At 48.6% G+C, this 16,967-nt stretch carries 14 protein-coding genes; 7 read left to right on the top strand and 7 right to left on the bottom strand.

What is annotated here, in order from left to right; all coding sequences use genetic code 11:
- Nucleotides 1-61: 61 nt before the first annotated feature.
- Genes ACFPK9_RS12085 through ACFPK9_RS12075 form a run of 3 tightly spaced genes read right to left on the bottom strand, consistent with a single transcriptional unit; the run spans nt 62 to nt 1,756 of the window.
- Nucleotides 62-715 carry a hypothetical protein gene (locus tag ACFPK9_RS12085; RefSeq protein WP_377095160.1) on the bottom strand — a complete coding sequence of 218 codons (654 nt, stop codon included), beginning with the start codon at nt 713-715 and terminating at the stop codon, nt 62-64.
- 52 nt (nt 716-767) lie between these two features.
- Nucleotides 768-1,178: a hypothetical protein gene (locus tag ACFPK9_RS12080; RefSeq protein WP_377095159.1), complete on the bottom strand. Its 411-nt coding sequence runs from the start codon at nt 1,176-1,178 to the stop codon at nt 768-770.
- A gap of 35 nt (nt 1,179-1,213) precedes the next feature.
- Nucleotides 1,214-1,756, bottom strand: coding sequence for an 8-oxo-dGTP diphosphatase (locus tag ACFPK9_RS12075; RefSeq protein WP_377095158.1), 543 nt, complete (start codon nt 1,754-1,756; stop codon nt 1,214-1,216).
- A 126-nt stretch (nt 1,757-1,882) separates the two neighbouring features.
- Here ACFPK9_RS12075 and ACFPK9_RS12070 point away from each other — a divergent pair, with 126 nt between their 5' ends.
- Both ACFPK9_RS12070 and ACFPK9_RS12065 read left to right on the top strand, forming a co-directional pair.
- The gene (locus tag ACFPK9_RS12070; protein ID WP_377095157.1) at nt 1,883-2,758 is read left to right on the top strand and encodes a metal ABC transporter solute-binding protein, Zn/Mn family; all 876 of its coding nucleotides are present in this window, start codon (nt 1,883-1,885) and stop codon (nt 2,756-2,758) included.
- Nucleotides 2,758-3,951: a hypothetical protein gene (locus ACFPK9_RS12065; RefSeq protein WP_377095156.1), complete on the top strand. Its 1,194-nt coding sequence runs from the start codon at nt 2,758-2,760 to the stop codon at nt 3,949-3,951. The genes ACFPK9_RS12070 and ACFPK9_RS12065 overlap by 1 nt, the downstream gene beginning before the upstream one ends.
- A gap of 46 nt (nt 3,952-3,997) precedes the next feature.
- Here ACFPK9_RS12065 and ACFPK9_RS12060 read toward each other — a convergent pair whose 3' ends face one another.
- The 4 genes from ACFPK9_RS12060 to ACFPK9_RS12045 form a co-directional block, all read right to left on the bottom strand.
- Complete coding sequence (locus ACFPK9_RS12060) at nt 3,998-5,596, bottom strand: SpoIIE family protein phosphatase (protein WP_377095155.1); 1,599 nt, start codon at nt 5,594-5,596, stop codon at nt 3,998-4,000.
- A 53-nt stretch (nt 5,597-5,649) separates the two neighbouring features.
- Complete coding sequence (locus ACFPK9_RS12055) at nt 5,650-7,227, bottom strand: SpoIIE family protein phosphatase (protein WP_377095154.1); 1,578 nt, start codon at nt 7,225-7,227, stop codon at nt 5,650-5,652.
- A 75-nt stretch (nt 7,228-7,302) separates the two neighbouring features.
- Entirely contained in the window at nt 7,303-8,121 is an 819-nt protein-coding gene (mazG, locus tag ACFPK9_RS12050) for a nucleoside triphosphate pyrophosphohydrolase (RefSeq protein ID WP_377095153.1), read from the bottom strand.
- A 5-nt stretch (nt 8,122-8,126) separates the two neighbouring features.
- A complete protein-coding gene (locus ACFPK9_RS12045; protein WP_377095152.1) occupies nt 8,127-8,936 on the bottom strand; it encodes a rhomboid family intramembrane serine protease in 810 nt (269 codons plus the stop codon).
- 178 nt (nt 8,937-9,114) lie between these two features.
- Here ACFPK9_RS12045 and ACFPK9_RS12040 point away from each other — a divergent pair, with 178 nt between their 5' ends.
- From ACFPK9_RS12040 to ACFPK9_RS12020, 5 genes are all read left to right on the top strand, one after another.
- Entirely contained in the window at nt 9,115-10,458 is a 1,344-nt protein-coding gene (locus tag ACFPK9_RS12040; protein ID WP_377095151.1) for an LptF/LptG family permease, read from the top strand.
- Nucleotides 10,459-10,560: 102 nt separating this feature from the next.
- Complete coding sequence (locus ACFPK9_RS12035) at nt 10,561-11,193, top strand: TetR/AcrR family transcriptional regulator (RefSeq protein ID WP_377095150.1); 633 nt, start codon at nt 10,561-10,563, stop codon at nt 11,191-11,193.
- A gap of 6 nt (nt 11,194-11,199) precedes the next feature.
- Nucleotides 11,200-12,579, top strand: a complete 1,380-nt coding sequence (locus ACFPK9_RS12030; protein WP_377095149.1) for an efflux transporter outer membrane subunit — start codon at nt 11,200-11,202, stop codon at nt 12,577-12,579.
- 17 nt (nt 12,580-12,596) lie between these two features.
- Nucleotides 12,597-13,745, top strand: coding sequence for an efflux RND transporter periplasmic adaptor subunit (locus ACFPK9_RS12025; protein WP_377095148.1), 1,149 nt, complete (start codon nt 12,597-12,599; stop codon nt 13,743-13,745).
- 20 nt (nt 13,746-13,765) lie between these two features.
- Nucleotides 13,766-16,897, top strand: coding sequence for an efflux RND transporter permease subunit (locus ACFPK9_RS12020; RefSeq protein WP_377095147.1), 3,132 nt, complete (start codon nt 13,766-13,768; stop codon nt 16,895-16,897).
- Nucleotides 16,898-16,967: the final 70 nt, after the last annotated feature.

Raw genomic sequence — 16,967 nt, 5'->3', positions numbered from 1 at the left:
CAGCTAAGCAAATTTTCAAAAGCTCTTCGAGATCACTCGAAGGGCTTTTTTTATGCCCATTTCACAGGCCGCTAAAGAACCGCAAACGTAAGCGCCTACTCCCCTCATCACAGTACAGAACGCACAGCGACTTCGACCTCGGATCAAGTGAATAATATCTCGAGGACACAGGCCTCCATTTTCCTTCTCGCCAACAATGCAGGGTAAAATGGCAAGAATGCTCAGCTGCATCCTCCCGCTTGAGCAGTGACGACTTTCCTGCAGAAATCAAAAGCCTCTCTCCAGCCGCTTCTTTCAACGCACAACGATACTGACTGTGGTTTACTATCAAGATCTCACCCTCTCTCATCCGGCTTGTCTCAACCGAAAATATCACATAGCTACCTTCCTTAGGCCGAAGCAACACGTAGTAATCACCATTGGCTGGGAGTTTAAACTGCACTGTCTCTCCAGCCTGACGCAACAAGCTGACCGTGCCGTCACCTCGATACTCAATACTTGAACTACAACGCAGACTACTCAAACGAACCTCCACCCTCTCCTCTCCTAGAAGTAAATGCACTAACTCGTCGACAGCTTCCCGCCTTTGAACTTGGGAACTATCAATCAGTAGACCACCATTCACCTGATCGCGCCACACTAAAAACCGCAGCTTGGCCTCAATCAGCGCCTCGTCTGCAGACAGGCACACTGAGAATATAAGAAAAGCAGCCACACACTTGCTAAACATAGCAAGCACTCTAACAGCTTTGCTAACTCTCTACAAGTTACATCTTGCTGAACTGAATCTCAGCACATTCGCCACCATTAAACCATAGTGTGAGTTCCACATCTTCATAAGCCAGCCCACGACTCGTCTCCTGCTTTGCTGGGCCAATTTTCTGGGTATCGAGAAATGCTTGAGCTTCTTCACGCTTCATCCCGATCACATTCTTACCAAATAAAGTCACCTCAGGACTCGCCACCTCTATTGTGGTGAGTTGAAAATTTTCACTCTCATCAAAATTGAGCGAAATCCCTAGATCCCAATAATGCCAAGCTTCTGAAATCTCGTCACCGAGATCTACTTCGTCACGCTCATCGGGCTGCCCGAGCACTGCCTCCACTTCAGAGCGTGTCGCGCCAAACGGAAGGTCCGCGAGACCTTTCCCTAACATGATATGCTGTGCTTTACTCATGCCCGTCACGCTACACAGAGAACCACGTTGGTCAACTATTTGGCTAATTCAAGTGGACAGCCAAGCCACAGCGCACATGCATCTTCTCCAAACTGTACATCCTGCCAAATAATTTCCTCTAAATCGAACTCGAAGCGTCCGTTAAATTTCTGCCCGTCGAGCATCTGCGGCAGCCAAAATCGGTCATCCGCCCACATCTTTTCAAAAGGAATCTCGCTTAGCTTTGTCCACAAGGGATTCGCCTCACGCGTCGGTGTCGGCTCACCCTCGAATTCCTCTGCCATATACACATGACAATGAATGTCTGGAATGTCAGACATCGCAAAATGTAATTCCCCCATTTTCACAGGATTGCTCGGAGTAATGTGTAGCTCTTCCTGACATTCGCGAATCACCGCCTGTTCGGCGCTTTCGCCTGGATCTATCTTCCCTCCAGGGCCATTCACCTTCCCTTGACCAATGCCGGTAAGCTTCTCAATTAATAAAACCTGACCATCTCTGACTATGAACATTAAGGTCGCAGGAATCTCAGCCTGCCAGTTTTTCCAATCAATCGAACATCCTTGCTGCGCACTCATTGCCAAACACCCTAGGAAGCGAATCTCAGAACCACAAGCACGACCTATCAACACTACCAAATTAACAAACGCAACTTTATAGCATTTATGGATTGCAAACGCAAATGAGTTGCATAAAACACACCTATGAAACTTTTCACCCTCTTCGCACTCCTAGCAAGCACCTTGGTTTGCCAAGCCAAAATGAAGGTTGCTACACTCAACCCGCTGCTCGCGGACTTAGCTAGACAAGTCGGCGGAGCTCACGTCGAAGTCATCGATCTCATGGGAGTCAATGGCGACCCACACACTTTCCAACCCTCTCCAAGCAGATTAGCCAAAGCCAAAGGAGCGAAAATCTACCTCGCCTCAGGAAAAGACCTCGAGCCTTCTCTCAACAAGCTAAAATCTATTCTAGCAGGTAAAGCAACTGTGGTCGAAGTCGGCCGCAACATTCCCTCAATCACAATTTCAGGAGATTCCTCCGTGTATGTCTGTTGCCCTAGGCACTCGGTAGGAGCGCTCGATCCACATTGGTGGCAAAGCGTAGAAAACTGGCGCCGCGCTGCAAGCATCGTAGAAAAAGAATTCTCCAAAGTAGACCCAGCTAACGCGGCAAGTTACAAAGCCCATTCTAACAATTACAGAAAAGAACTCTCAGGCCTAAAGTCATGGGGAAAAAAACAAATTGCATCCATTCCTCGCAGCCAGCGAAATCTAGCCACGGCGCATGCTGCTTTCGGCTATTTTTGTAAAGAATTCGGCTTCAAGTCGATTCCTATCCAAGGGCTCAATAAAGAGCAGTCCGCCTCACCACAATACGTGCAAGAAGCCATCGCAATCATCCGAGACAACAAAGTTAAAGCGATCTTCCCAGAAAACGGTGCAAACACAAAAAGCTTACAAACCATCTCCAAAGCTACCGGAGCAAAAATTGCTGACCACCTCTACGCGGACAGCGCTAATTCCATCATCGGAATGTTTCAACACAACATAACTACTATCGTTAACAACCTAAAATAATGAAGAAAACACTAGCGTTCTTCCCACTACTTACAAGTGCCGCACTGGCAGCTCCAGACTTCGAACTCAACCTCAATGCCCACGTCAACGCCACTGTTGGACAAGCAAGCATTGATGAAGCTCTCCTAGCCACACACGCTCACGATCCAAATGACGAGTTCACCCTCCAAGGTATCGAACTCAGCGCGTCAGCCACTCTCGGAGAATACCTTGCAGGTTTTGTAGCTTACAATGGTTTCCTTGACGATGAAGACAAGCTTGACGGTGAACTCGAAGAAGCCTTCCTCAAATTCCAAAATATCCCAGGTGGTTTCGAAGTTCGCGCAGGTCGCTTACTCAACCGTGTGACAACCCAGAACGACCAACACCTTCACTCATGGCACTTCGTAGATGCCAACCTCATCACCACACGGTTTCTCGGTGATGAAGGGCTCATTTCCGAAAGTGGCGAACTCTCCTACAAGCTTCCTTTCCAACACGACTCTCTCATCTCGGTAGCTTTCGGCAATGTACCGCCTCATGACCATGCCCACCACGACCACGGCCATGATGAAGAACACCATGACGACCATGATGATCACGACGACCATCACGATGACCATGATGATCATAGTGACGATCATGATGAACACCTCGAAGGTGAAGAAGCTCTCCTCGCAGACAATGTCCTCACCTTCCGCTGGAAAGGCATTTACTACCACACTGACTTCCAGAGCTACACCTACGGCGCCAGCTTCCTCACCGGTGACAACGGCTTTCAAGAAAGAACCAACATCTACGGAGCAGACCTCACTTACCTCTGGAGAGAAAATGGTCTCGAAGCTGGAGGCAAACACCTCCGCGCTACCGGCGAACTCATCTATCGCGATTTCGATTACAGAAGCGAAGACGGCGATGTGCAAGGATCCGCTGATGAATGGGGTGTCCACACTGGCCTTGGATGGGGCTTCATTGAGGACTGGGAACTCGGAGCTCGTTACGGCTATCTCCAAGGAGTTGGCGAAGCCATCGAAGGACTTCCTGAACGCCACCGGGCTTCACTCGCGCTCACTAGAGCGGTTACCATTAATGAATACGTAGCTGGCCACGCCCGCCTACAGTACAATCACGACTGGTTAGAAGAATACGGTCACGAAAACTCCATCTGGCTACAGTTCCAGTTCGACTTCGGACAAGGCGGAGAAGTTCGCTAAGAACCCCATTCAAATACTCACCTTTAATGGCTAACACTTCACCGTGTTAGCCATTTTTTATGACATCGAAGGCGAACATACACACATCGTCGCCATAGCTGTTCGCGCTCGTAAAATCTTTCGCCGACTGCATCAATAAATGTAATGCCTCATCAGCGTTAAGTTTAGGGTGCTTATTAAGTATTGCGCACAAGCCCTCCACACCGATCTGTTCCCCCTTGGAGTTTTCCACCTCGTAGATCCCGTCTGTGTACATAATTAGCTGCTCTATTTCACTTAAAGGTAAAGTGTCAGCTCCATAAGGAGCTTCTGGCATCAAACCCAACGCCGGACCTCTAACAATTTTCTCTGAAGACAACACCTCCACCTTGCCATTTCTTTTGATAAAAGGCATCGGATGCCCAGCGCTCGCATATTGGAAAGTTTCCTTTTCAAGGTCAACTACCGCATAAAACGCCGTAGCAAACATCTGAATACCGGCATGGTTGAGGATTTTTGCCAATGAATCATTCAGACCATATAAAAACCAATCCGCACTTTCGGACGATTCTCTCTCCTTCTCCACTAAGCCGCGCAGCATTGCAACCACCAGAGAAGCCCTAACACCATGCCCCATCACATCACAGATGAGCACTCCGACCTTGGTGTCGCTGATCTTTAAATTTTCGAAAAAGTCACCAGCCATTTCGCTGTCAGGAAGGTATCGCGAACTAAACTCGACACCGTAGCGAGTGACCGCTTCATCCCGTGGAAATGGTAAAGGAGTAGAATCAATTACCGAATACTGAATCTGCCGAGCGAGCTCAAGCTCTTGAGCATACTCTTCGTTTCTATGCTTTAACTCCTCAGTCACATTTGCCAAACGAATCTGAACGCTCACAATGTCTGTGACATCACTGGAAACCCCAAAAATCCCCTTAACCTTCCCGTTGCGATCATGCCACGGAAGTTTCGTCGTCAACACCCAGGTATCCGGCTGATTTCCCCACACCTCTCGTTCTAGAGATTCCTCCAGAGGCTCGCCAGTTGCCATGATTCGTAGTTCATCTGCACGTGACTTGTTAGCATGGGCATCATCAAAGACATCATGATCGCTCAAGCCGTAGAGATCGTGCACATTCTCATAGCCCATTTTATGAGCTAAGGCTTTATTCACCATCACGAATCGGGACTCAGTATCCTTAAAGTAAATACTACTCGGAATATTTTCGATCAATTGGTTTAAAAGGTGCCTCTCTTCCTCCAACGCAAGCTCAGCATTTTTACGCTTCGAAATATCAATCATCGAACCAGCCATCCGCAATGTCTCCCCACTTGCATCACGAATACACGCCCCACGGATTCGCAACCACGTTACGGCTTCATCCGGCCGTATATAACGACAATCGATAGCGAAAATTTCCTCGCCATTTGGCTCTAACATTTTAGCTAAAGCCCGTTCAAACTTAGCGACATCATTTTCGTGAAAAAAGTATTCTGGACGCATGAAAATGTTAGGGGCCTCCGCACCTTCTTCATAACCCAAAAAACTCAGAACTCTATCAGAGTAGCTTACATACCCTTTCTGCACATCCCACTGCCATATACCTTCATTAGAAGCGCGCAAAGCGAGTTCATATCTATCTTCTGGAGGGGCCTGCATCATTACTATCAAAGCGATCTCTACCAGCAGATGCAACAAGAAAGCTTAGCTTCCAATTATTTAAATTTACATGAAAGCAAGCAAACATCGTCATCAAATCCTTTTCCTCTTACCCACTGAATCGCTTCATCACAGAGGATTTCTAAGGTGCTCCCCTCTGAAGATTCAACCGCATTTTTTGCAGCATCCTCTAAGCGTTTTTTACTCCATTCCTCACCCGCTTTATTAGCTGACTCGTAGATACCATCGGTGTAGAGAACTAATTCAGAAACATACTCTAGCGCATAAGTGCATTCATGGTATTCCGCTTTGTTGAAAAAACCCAAGGCTGGCCCGCTAGATGATTCAGAAGCTGGCAAATCATGTCCCTTTTTAGCAAAAATCAATGGATCATCATGCCCAGCACTCGCCACACGCACGACTCCTTCATTAAAGTTCACTGTTACGTAACAAGCCGTCGCAAACATATCGACACCGGTTGGTCCCAAGATCCGGCAGAGTCCTTCATTGATTTTTTGCAGATACAGGGCCGGCTGTTCCACATATGCACTCGCCTTTTCCATAAGTCCTCGAATCATCGATACCACCAGCGCTGAGCGCACGCCATGCCCCATCACATCACAAATAAATAAACCAAATACCTGATCCGAAATAGGCAACACATCGTAATAATCCCCAGCAAGCTCTGTCGCAGGAATGTACTTCACTTCTATTGCCGCTTTATCTGCAACAGAAGCGAGCCGCTCCTTCCACCCTTCATCACTTTCAGGCAGCAGTGCTTGTTGCACTTCTCGGGCCAAGCCTAACTCTTCTTGGTACAACTTATTTCTGGCCTGCAGATCGAGAGCAACCTCTTCGAGCTTCTCTTTCGCATCAAAAATCATCGTCACGTCCGTAGAAAAACCAAAGGTCCCCGACAACCTACCTCGGCTATCATACCACGCTTGCTTCACTACCTGCACATAAGTATCTGGCCGATCCACCCACTTCTCACGCTGGATTTCTCCCAAAATAGGTTTCCCGGTTTCCATGAGCTTGCGTTCATCTTCCCGCGAGCGTCGCCATCCCTCTTCAGCATAAAAGTCTGCATCGGACTTCCCTAAAATTTGATTCTCAGATTCACAGCCTAACCAATGAGCCTGTCGCTTGTTCACCATTGTGAACCGTGAATCTAAATCTTTAAAATACACCTGCACGGGCACGTTATCGATAATCAACCGTAACATCTCCCGCTCCTCCTCCAAGGACGCCTCCGCGCGCTTTCGTTTAGTAATATCAATCATCGAACCAGCAATGCGTAACGCCTCACCGCCCTCTCTCACTACCACTCCACGAACACGGATCCATCGAGTCACCTTGTCTTTTCTTACCAGTCGACAGTCCACTGCGAACAATTCCTCTGCATCATCCATTAAGACAAGATCCAGCATATTGCGGAAATACGCCACGTCTTCTGCCAGCAAAATCGACTCTGGAGAATACAATAAATTGGGAGCCTCCTCCTCCGAATAACCGAAGAAATCTAACACCCGCTCTGAGTAATAAATTTCTTTTGAACCAATGTTCCAATCCCAGATCCCCTCATTGGAGGCTTTTAAGACTAGATCTAAAATTTCTTGGAAGGAGTCATCCATGTGTAACGAATCATAAAGCCAAAAATGTTAGTCAAAAGCAACCTCAGAGTCATTCTTACCCAAGATAGACGCTCCTCACTTCTCCTTCGCAGCTTGCCACTGCTCTTCCATTTGCTCCAAACTCGCAGTCTCTAGAGACAACCCTTGTTCACCAAGTTTACTCTCTAATTTCTCAAAGCGATTCAAAAACTTGTGATTGGTACAATCTATAGCGACTTCTGGATCAACCTTCAACTTACGCGTCAGATTCACCACTGAAAAAAGTAAATCGCCTAGCTCTGCCTCTAATTCAGGCGAAGCTGTCTCACCACTCTGTTGCTTCGCTATTTCCTCCTCTACCTCTTCCAACTCCTCCCTAACCTTCGCAATTACAGAAGGAAGATCAGACCAATCAAAACCGACCTTCGCAGCCTTTTTCTGAATTTTTAATGCTTTAAGCAAACCTGGCAAGCCATCACCAACTCCATACAAATAAGGCTTCATCTCTGCGCCTTTTTCCTGTCGTTTAATTTCTTCCCATTGATTAAGAACACCATCTGTTCCCGTTATTTCACTACTCCCATAAACATGCGGATGCCGTCTAACAAGCTTCTCAGAAATACCAGCCGCTACATCGTCAAAATTGAAATGCCCATTGCCTTCAGCTATTTCACTATGGAAAACCACTTGTAACAACAAATCGCCCAACTCCTCCTTCATATGCTCCATGTCTCCGCGCTTGATGGTATCCACAGTTTCATAGGCCTCTTCAATTAAGTTAGTAACGATACTTTCATGGGTTTGCTCAGCATCCCACGGGCAACCTCCAGGCGCTCTCAAACGATGCATGATCGCGCGTAATCTCTCCAACTGACGGGCAGGGTCTGCCTCCGTCATCATTTCTTCATCCGTCATTATTCTTAATCTCTGTTAGAAACTCTATGTAAAGTCTCACGCTCTTCGTCAGTGAGTGAATGTAAACCTTCGGTACTCACTTTATCTAAAATACGATCAATTTCAGTTGTATCTAAATTCAGCTCAGTCCTAGGCCGAACCTTCGCCTGATAATTCATCCTGGGAGTCTTTGCCTTCACTACTATTTGCGATTTTCCAATGAATTCAGTCCAATCTAATAACCTTGGAAATTTCATAAGTACAAAACCGAGAAAGGCTCCTCCTAAATGACCAGCTTCTCCACCAGCATTATTTCCAGTCGTCAAAACCGTATACACACCGATCCCTAACATTACCATCCCAAGCGTTTTCATCTTCATCGGAATAGGTGGAATCAAGAGCATAACCTGCATGTCAGGAGCAATTACGATCAATGCCACAATGATGCCAAAAATTCCAGCCGAGGCCCCCACAAGAACACCGCTTCCTAACCAACCAACCCACGCCAACAAGGCGTAGAACAGCGCACCAGCCACCCCACACAATAAATAATACGCAAGGTAGCGCCGAGTCCCCAAAACTCGCTCGACAATGCCTCCAAACATATAAATGGCGAACATGTTAAACATCAAATGGCCTAAACCACCATGTAGAAACTGAAACGAGACTAGTCTCCACAACTGCAGCCGGCCAAAAGTGTCCTCCATAGTAAACGCCAACATTGGAGTAAGCCGTCCCCAGCTCTCTCTACCCACACCTGCGACATCGATAAAGAAAATCGCAATATTTAATATCAATAACCATTTTGTAGCCGGTGCTCCAGCAAATCGGGACACCGCTACGCTTCTAGTATGTTCGTTGCTTTGATTTCCAAACATTCAAGCAAAGCATTAGCAGGGAAGCCACATTCTGCAATTTTAATCTCTTAGTCCGTATGGTACTTAACCCACATTCATACACTCCAGTTTCGAATTTAGATTGCACATCTGCTATACCGCAGACAACATCAACCGCATGCCCAAGGCGCTGCGCAACCTACTCTGGCCTTTCCTCTTCCTTATTTCAGGAGCAGGAGCAGCTTCCGTTTTATGCCCGGCCGAGTCAGCTCAAGTCGCAGAACGTATCATCGGCTACCCGGATTCTGTCGTCCCCGCCTACCGCTTACGCCCTTGGTTAATTGGAATTATTTGCTTCGTCCCATTCATCGCCTCTGTGATCTATCGCTGTAGCAGCACCCTTGACAGATACACGATCCGCGTCTTCCTCAACTCTTTTGCTATCTGCTTTGGCGCCCTGTTTATCGTCATGTTCCTTGAAGATATTCAGGACAATCTCTCCGACTTTCAAGAAAGTCCCCAAATGTGGGAACTACTAGCTAAGCACTATCTCATAAAGCTCCCTGCCCTGCTCGTCTTTATTCTGCCGTACTCCCTCATGCTTTCTCTGCTCTGGGCTCTTGGGAAAATGTCTAAAAGCCAAGAGATCGTCGCCATGATTCAAACTGGCAGAAGCATTACCAGAATCGTTGCCCCCCTCATCAGCTTCGGCTTCCTGACAAGCATTGTATGCCTCATCTTCAACTACCACTGGGCCCCCTATGCTGATAGCCAGGAGAAAAGCATCCTAGATGCAGCCAGCGGCAAAGCAAAAACTGAAGCCAAACACGTCGCTTTCCAAAACGGTGACGATACCCGCCAGTGGTACGTCGGTTCATTTCCTTTTGATCACAGCCAAGGCGCCCCCCTCCAATCCGTAAGCATTTCCGTTCTCGATGAACACCAAACCCTCCGCCAACGCATCATCGCTGACACCGCAACTTGGTCACTCGAAGACCGCAAGTGGACACTCACTAAACCTGTCATCTTTGACTTCTCTGCTGATGAAACCACTGTCACTCCACACCAGTCTTCACTCGTATTCGATTGGCCAGAGACCCCTTTCCAAATCATCAAACCCGGGCTAAAGCCGCCCCTTCTAGGAATTCCGGGACTTACTAGCTGGCTCTCCAATCACCGAGACCACCCACTCTCAGACAAACGAACCTACCTCACCCACTGGCACTACCGCTTCTCTCTCCCCTTTATGTGCCTCATCACCATCTTACTTGCTGCCCCACTTGGCATCGTCTTTAATCGCCGCGGACTCGGTGGCGGTGTCGCTGTCGCCATATTCCTCTGCGCCGGCATGATTTTCTGTTCCACAGTTTTTCCCACTCTCGGCGAATCAGGCCATCTCCCCCCCTTCATCGCAGCTTGGGCTACCAACATTCTCTTCACCTTTGTCGCCCTCATTCTCTTCTATCGCAGAATGACTGGACAACCGATTTACCAAACCATCAAAAGCTGGTTTGGCAGTTAAACATCGACTCAATCATAACTTCTCGTTGCTCACAGTACAAAATTTCAAACTCCAATTTGAAATTTTATTTGCGCTTCTGCCAGCACATGCGAAAAGTTTCACATGACAGTAAAGGACAAGCTCGTTAATAGCGCCATTAAGGTTTTCTCTAAAAACGGATACCGGGATGCTAAAGTCGCTGAAATTGTCCGCGTCGCCAAAGCAAACATCGCTGCAGTAAACTACTACTTTGGCTCTAAAGAAAAACTTTTCGCCCAGGTCCTTCGACGATCATTTGAAATTTCCCAAGAAACCTACCCTATCGATGGAGGTCTATCCAAAGACGCCCCAGCAGATCAACGGCTCGAAGCTTACGCACGCGCCATTGTCGCACGTACTCTCGATCCTGGCCCCGCCGGAGCATTCAGCCGAATTATGGCCAAAACTGTACAGTCTCCGGGAACTCCCATCGATACTATTTGTAATGAAATCACAACCCTACAAATAGACCCACTCAAAGAAATTCTCTACGACTTCCTCGGCCCTCAAGATGAGCATGTTTATGGTGTTGCCGTTCTTAATATACTAGGTCTCGGAGCGGTAGTCGCCAACTATCCCTATGTCATCGAAAAGATATTTGGGCCAAAACCCGACATGGATGCCCTCGACACCTTTATCAACCAGCAAGTCACTGCCATCACGGCTGCGACAGCCAGCTTTAAAAACGCCTCATTTACTGTCAGCTCAAATCGCTAACTCCTCATGAGCAAGCTCGCGCTACCTCTTGTCAGTCTCACTAGCTCATTCGTATTGTGGAGCTGTGTCGCAGCACCATCAGCACTTAGCCCAAACGCCAAAGCATCTCTCGACATCCCCTCGCGATACGATGCCTCACCGCCCTCAGTTCCTCAAATAGCAGAAAATCTCACAACCATTTTTCCAGATGCAAAACTCAAAAACTACATCACCAAAGCAATCCAAAACAACCCAGACCTTCGCTCCACTGCTGCTCGTCTGGAAGAAGCTGGCTTCAACACTCGCAGCGCTCAAGCAGGCCTCAGCCCAACAGTCTATGCAACAGGCTCTGGTGCCAATTCGCGTTCAAACACGTCAGGACTTGCTGCGACAGAAGCGGAATACTACACTGCGCAGTTAGACGCACGTTGGGAGCTCGATGTCTGGGGGAGAATCCGCGCTGGCATCAGCGCCTCCACCAGCGACCAAGCCGCCGCCGCCGCCGATTATGCCTCTGCACGCCAATCCATTGCTGCGCAAACAGCTCAAGCCTATTTCGAACTCCTGCGAGCATCCAGCCAGCTCGATCTCGCACAGCGTCGGCTCAGCTCCTTCCAACAAACCTACGACCTCGTCAACCGTCGCTTCGAAGCCGGTACTACTGACCTAGGCGCACTCGATCTCGCTCGCACCGACATTGAAAATACCCGCTCAGCGCTAGCCGCCAGCAAAGACACCCGAGATCAAGCAGCTCGACGCATTGCAATCCTCACCGGCTCATACCCTAAAAGCAATGCCTCTGCCACCCAGTGGCCCTCCCTCAACAAGAGTGTAAGGTCTAACATTCCTTCCTCCTTGCTGATGCATCGGCCTGATATCGATGCCGCATACCAGCGCATTCGAGCTGCCGATTCACGCGTCACCGTGGCTCACCGTGATCTCTACCCAGACTTCACACTCACCGCCAGCTTCGGCCAACAATCTTTGATGCTCAAAAAACTAGCAGATTCTAACTTCAATGCTTGGTCCCTCCTCGCTGATTTTAGCGCTCCTCTCATCGATGGAGGAGCGCGGCGAGCAGAACTCGGAGCCGCAAATGCTCGTGCGAAAGGTGCTCTCGCTGACTACCAGTCCATCGTCTTAAACGCCTTCTCAGAAGTAGAAAATGCTCTCGGCTCGGAGAACTATCTCAGCCAGCAATACTCTGCTACCTCGAAAGCTTTAGAAGCCGCGAAAAGAGCGGAAGACCGAGGACTCCGGAGCTACGACTCCGGCTTGATCAACATTCTCGACCTACTCGAAGTGCAACGCAGAACCTTCGCCACAGAAGAATCTCTCATCAACATCCGCGCACTACGCTATCAGAATCGTGTGTCACTCGCACTAGCACTTGGTAAAGCGATCTAATTTTTTTCTGCCCAAATATGAAAACCATTCTAAAAATTGTTCTACCAGTTCTTCTGATAGCACTCAGCGTCTTCGCTGCGAAAACTATTGTAGACAATAAAAAACCCCGTAAGAGCAAGCAACCTCCAGCAGTCATTCCCTCGGTTTCCATCATTACCGTGAACAGCCAAGACCACAGTCCGCCCATCCATTCCTACGGTACCGTTAAAAGCTTTTTTGAAACCAATCTTAGCCCTCAGGTCAACGGCCAGATCACCTACGTATCTCCCAAGTTTAGAGTCGGCGAAGCAATCCCACAAGGCACCGTCCTCGCGAAAATTGATAGCACCGACTACGAAGCCATCCTCGCTCGTGAGCTAGCCACCCTCACCACCAATAAAAGAACCTTAGAAGAAGAAACCATTCTGGCCCAACAAGCTAAACAAGACTGGCTCGCTTCTGGTAGAAATCTAGAAACCGCTTCTCCCTTTGTGTTACGTCAGCCACAACTCGCAGCCGCCAAGGCCAATATCGCCTCTTCCAAAGCTGCCATCAACAAAGCTCAAGCAGATATCGATCGCTGCTCAATTAGCGCTCCGTTCGACGCAGTCATCGCATCGCGTGACGCTTCACTTGGCAATTACGCGACCATCCAGAGTTCTCTCGGCACGCTTGTCGCCACCGACCACGCAGAAGTCCACCTCCCCCTCACTCCCGAACAACTCAAAAGGATCCAACTCAACAAAGAAATAAAGGAAGATTACACAATCACTCTAACTAGTCCGACCAAACCTTCCGCAACTTGGCAAGCCAAACTCACTCGAATCAACCCAGTGATCGACCCACGCAACCAAGTGGTGTTCGTCATTGCCGAAATTGACAAACCCTATGATACTAAAAACCCTCTCCCAGTAGGCACCTTTGTCAATGCCTCCATCCCAGCAACCCCTGTCTCAGCCGCCTTCAAAATACCTGAAACAGCTCTAATCAATGACAGCTTCCTCTGGGCTGTTGATACCGACTCCAAACTCCTGCGTATCCCCGTCACCCGCATCTACAGCTTTGAGGAATCCGCCTACGTCACTCCTACAGACTCAAGCATACAGTCTCCGCTCAAGATTGTCTCCAGACCACTCACTAACTTTCGCCATGGAATGGAAGTTAAGCCATTACCACAAGACTCCTAGGCTCACTTTCCATTTCACCCATGAACCCATTGCAGAAACATCCCTTCATCACCTGGTTTGCCGCAAATCCTGTGGTCGCGAACATCTTGATGTTCTCCATTCTCGCAGCTGGGATTTTTACAGCATTCACCGTCCGTAAAGAAGGCTTCCCCGCCTTCGCTGCTGAATCTGTACAAATTTCTGTCCCCATTCGCGGGGGAACTCCAGAAGACGTCGAGCGCGGAGTCGCCATCAAAATCGAGGAATCCTTACAAAGCGTCGATGGCATCGATCATATCCGCTCCGTTAGCACCGATAGCCTCGCCACCATCACCGTCCAAGCAAAAGAAAAATACCCAATCTCGAAGTTGCTCGATGATGTAAAAATCCAAGTCGATGCAATTCCAAGCTTCCCTGAGCAAGCGGAAAAACCCGTGGTCACAGAAAGTAAACGCACCAATGAAGTCCTCTGGGTCGAACTCTACGGCTCCGCTCCTGAAGAAACCCTCAAAGAAACTGCCCGCTCACTCCGCGATGCCCTCCTCACTAAAAATGCTATTTCGAAAGTCGAAACTGTAGGAGCCCGTGACTACGAAATTTCCATTGAACCCTCAGAAGAAAAGCTGCGGCTCTATAACCTCACCTTTTCAGAACTTGCAGATGCAGTTTCTAACAACTCGATAGACCTTGGTGGGGGAGTCATTCGTTCAAAACGTGGAGACATCGCGCTACGGTCCAGAGATCAAGCCTATCTCAAAGAAGACTTCGAAGAAATCCCTGTCCGCACCAATGACGACGGCACCCGCATCTTCGTTAGAGATGTCGCAACCGTCCGCGATGCATTCATCGACCAAGAATATTTAAATCGATTCCGCGGCCAACCGGCGGTCAGCATCCGCGTAAAAACAGAAGGCAACGACGACATCCTCAAAGCCGTCGAACAAACCAAACAAGCCATCGAGGAATTCAAAGTTTCACTACCTGAAAATGTCGAAATCGCCGGCTGGTATGACGGCGCCACAAACATTCGCGACCGTCTCAAACTACTCATTCGTAACGGCCTAACTGGCGTCCTGTTAGTCTTTCTCATTCTCACCTTATTCCTCAACTTACGTCTCGCATTTTGGGTTGCATTAGGAATTCCAATTTCACTAGCCGGCGCATTAGCATGCTTCCCTATCGCTGGCGATTTATCCGTCAACGTCATCTCAGCATTTGGCTTCCTCATCGTCCTCGGGATTATTGTCGATGACGCCATCGTCATTGGCGAATCGATTTATTCCGAAAAGGAGCAACAGAAAGAACTCACAGATAGCGAAGGTTATATTCGTTCTACCGTCAGAGGCGTGAGCAAGGTCGTGACACCTGCCACCTTTGGCGTGATCACCACCGTCGCCGCCTTCCTGCCTCTGACCCAAGTGAGCGGTAGAATGGGCAATGTGTTCGGCCAAATCGCCACCGTCGTGATTCTCTGCCTCATCTTCTCACTGATTGAGTCCAAACTGATACTCCCCTCTCACCTCGCACATATCAATGTGCATAAGGCTCCTAAAAATAAGATCAGTAAGCTATGGGCAAAACTTCAAGGCTCTATTTCAAATGCTCTGCAGTGGTTCATTAACAATATCTACCAGCCAATCATCGAGAAACTCATCCCTTGGCGTTACGCTGTTCTTGCCGCTTTCATAGGTATTTTTATTCTCGTAGTAAACCTCTTCCCCGCCGGCATCCTCCGCTTCGTGTTCTTTCCTAACATTTATCAAGACAACATCACCGCCACACTGGAACTCGATCAAGGCCAATCGGTACAATACCTCCACACCAGCATCGATAGAATTGAAGCGGCGGCTCATCAGCTAGGAGAGAGCTATCAAGCCGAATACGGCCATAATCCATTCACCGAAATCCAAGCCAGCTCTTCCACTAACACCTCAGCATCAGTCGTCACCGAACTCACTAGATCCACCGAACGTAACTTTCTACCGACAGAAAAAATCACCCAAGACTGGCGTAATCTAGTCGGCCCTATTGCGGGAGCTCGCTCAATGAATTTCGCAAACAAAGCAGGGCCTCCAGGGGGAGACTTTGTTATCAACTTGGAAAGTGACAACCTCCAAGAACTAAAAACCGTCGCAGATCAACTCAAAGCCGTAGTCACCACCTACCCAGGTGTCTACGATGTCCTCGATACCTTCGACTCAGGTAAACCTGAAATCCTCTATTCTATTACCCCCGAAGCTCAGGCTGCCGGCTTTACCAAACGCGATCTCGCCATTGGCGTGCGTGATGCCTTCTACGGCCGCGAAGCACAACGCGTACAACGCGGTCGTGATGAAGTCAGAGTCATGGTCCGCTATCCCATCGAAGAACGAGGCTCGCTGCAAACCTTGCGAGACATGCGCATTCGCAAGCCCGATGGCGCAGCCGTCCCCTTTTCACTTGTCGCAAATACTGAGTTTTCCGAATCGTTAGCATCAATCGAGCGCTACGACAACAAGCGCGTCGTAGCCGTCGAGGGCAATATCGACAAGAGCATCACCTCCTCAGACGAAGTTCAGACTAGATTAGAAAAAGAGTTCTTCCCCGACATGTTGGCGAAACACCCCAGCATCTCTCTTAGTGCCAGCGGCGAAGTAGAACAACGAGGCAAGTCAATGAAATCTCTCCTCACCGGCTTCGCTCTATCCATTGTCTTCATCTACGTTCTCATCGCCATACCATTAAAAAGCTATGTCAAACCCCTCATTATCATGTCCATCATTCCCTTCGGAATCATTGGAGCCTTACTCGGACATCTCATCATGGGCATCCCCGTCTCGATCCTCTCTATCTTTGGAATCTTAGCGCTTTCAGGTGTCGTCGTGAATGACTCCCTCGTTTATGTCTGCCGAATCGATGACCTCCGAAAGGAAGGGCTTAACTTGTTAGAGTCTGCCAAACGGGCAGGAGCCGACCGCTTCCGCGCAATCCTACTCACCTCGCTCACCACCTTCTTCGGACTCTATCCGATATTGTTAGAAACAGAAGTCCAAGCTCAGTTCCTCAAACCAATGGCAGCCTCACTCGCCTTCGGCATTCTGTTCGCTACCCTCATTACCTTAGTGCTCTTGCCTCTCCTTTTACTCATCGCCAAGGACTTTAAAGACAAAGCGCTTGCCTACGCTCGACTCTAACAAAACCGCCTACTATCCCCTTTTATTTAGAATTTTGAAATAAATCGCCTTCTCATTCGCAGCCACAAAC

It is taken from the genome of Rubritalea spongiae (genome assembly GCF_042652385.1).
GTDB classification, from domain to species: domain Bacteria; phylum Verrucomicrobiota; class Verrucomicrobiia; order Verrucomicrobiales; family Akkermansiaceae; genus Rubritalea; species Rubritalea spongiae.
Note: the sequence above shows the minus strand (reverse complement) of the source record. Positions and strands in the feature narration are given on the sequence as shown.

What these genes read in the sequence shown, in the direction of transcription:
- ACFPK9_RS12030 (WP_377095149.1), top strand. Translation starts at nt 11,200, where the DNA reads ATGAGCAAGCTCGCGCTACCTCTTGTCAGTCTCACTAGCTCATTCGTA.
- ACFPK9_RS12020 (WP_377095147.1), top strand. Translation starts at nt 13,766, where the DNA reads ATGAACCCATTGCAGAAACATCCCTTCATCACCTGGTTTGCCGCAAAT.
- ACFPK9_RS12060 (WP_377095155.1), bottom strand. Translation starts at nt 5,596, where the DNA reads ATGATGCAGGCCCCTCCAGAAGATAGATATGAACTCGCTTTGCGCGCT.
- ACFPK9_RS12080 (WP_377095159.1), bottom strand. Translation starts at nt 1,178, where the DNA reads ATGAGTAAAGCACAGCATATCATGTTAGGGAAAGGTCTCGCGGACCTT.
- ACFPK9_RS12025 (WP_377095148.1), top strand. Translation starts at nt 12,597, where the DNA reads ATGAAAACCATTCTAAAAATTGTTCTACCAGTTCTTCTGATAGCACTC.
- ACFPK9_RS12065 (WP_377095156.1), top strand. Translation starts at nt 2,758, where the DNA reads ATGAAGAAAACACTAGCGTTCTTCCCACTACTTACAAGTGCCGCACTG.
- ACFPK9_RS12040 (WP_377095151.1), top strand. Translation starts at nt 9,115, where the DNA reads ATGCCCAAGGCGCTGCGCAACCTACTCTGGCCTTTCCTCTTCCTTATT.
- ACFPK9_RS12070 (WP_377095157.1), top strand. Translation starts at nt 1,883, where the DNA reads ATGAAACTTTTCACCCTCTTCGCACTCCTAGCAAGCACCTTGGTTTGC.
- ACFPK9_RS12035 (WP_377095150.1), top strand. Translation starts at nt 10,561, where the DNA reads ATGACAGTAAAGGACAAGCTCGTTAATAGCGCCATTAAGGTTTTCTCT.
- mazG (WP_377095153.1), bottom strand. Translation starts at nt 8,121, where the DNA reads ATGACGGATGAAGAAATGATGACGGAGGCAGACCCTGCCCGTCAGTTG.
- ACFPK9_RS12055 (WP_377095154.1), bottom strand. Translation starts at nt 7,227, where the DNA reads ATGGATGACTCCTTCCAAGAAATTTTAGATCTAGTCTTAAAAGCCTCC.
- ACFPK9_RS12075 (WP_377095158.1), bottom strand. Translation starts at nt 1,756, where the DNA reads ATGAGTGCGCAGCAAGGATGTTCGATTGATTGGAAAAACTGGCAGGCT.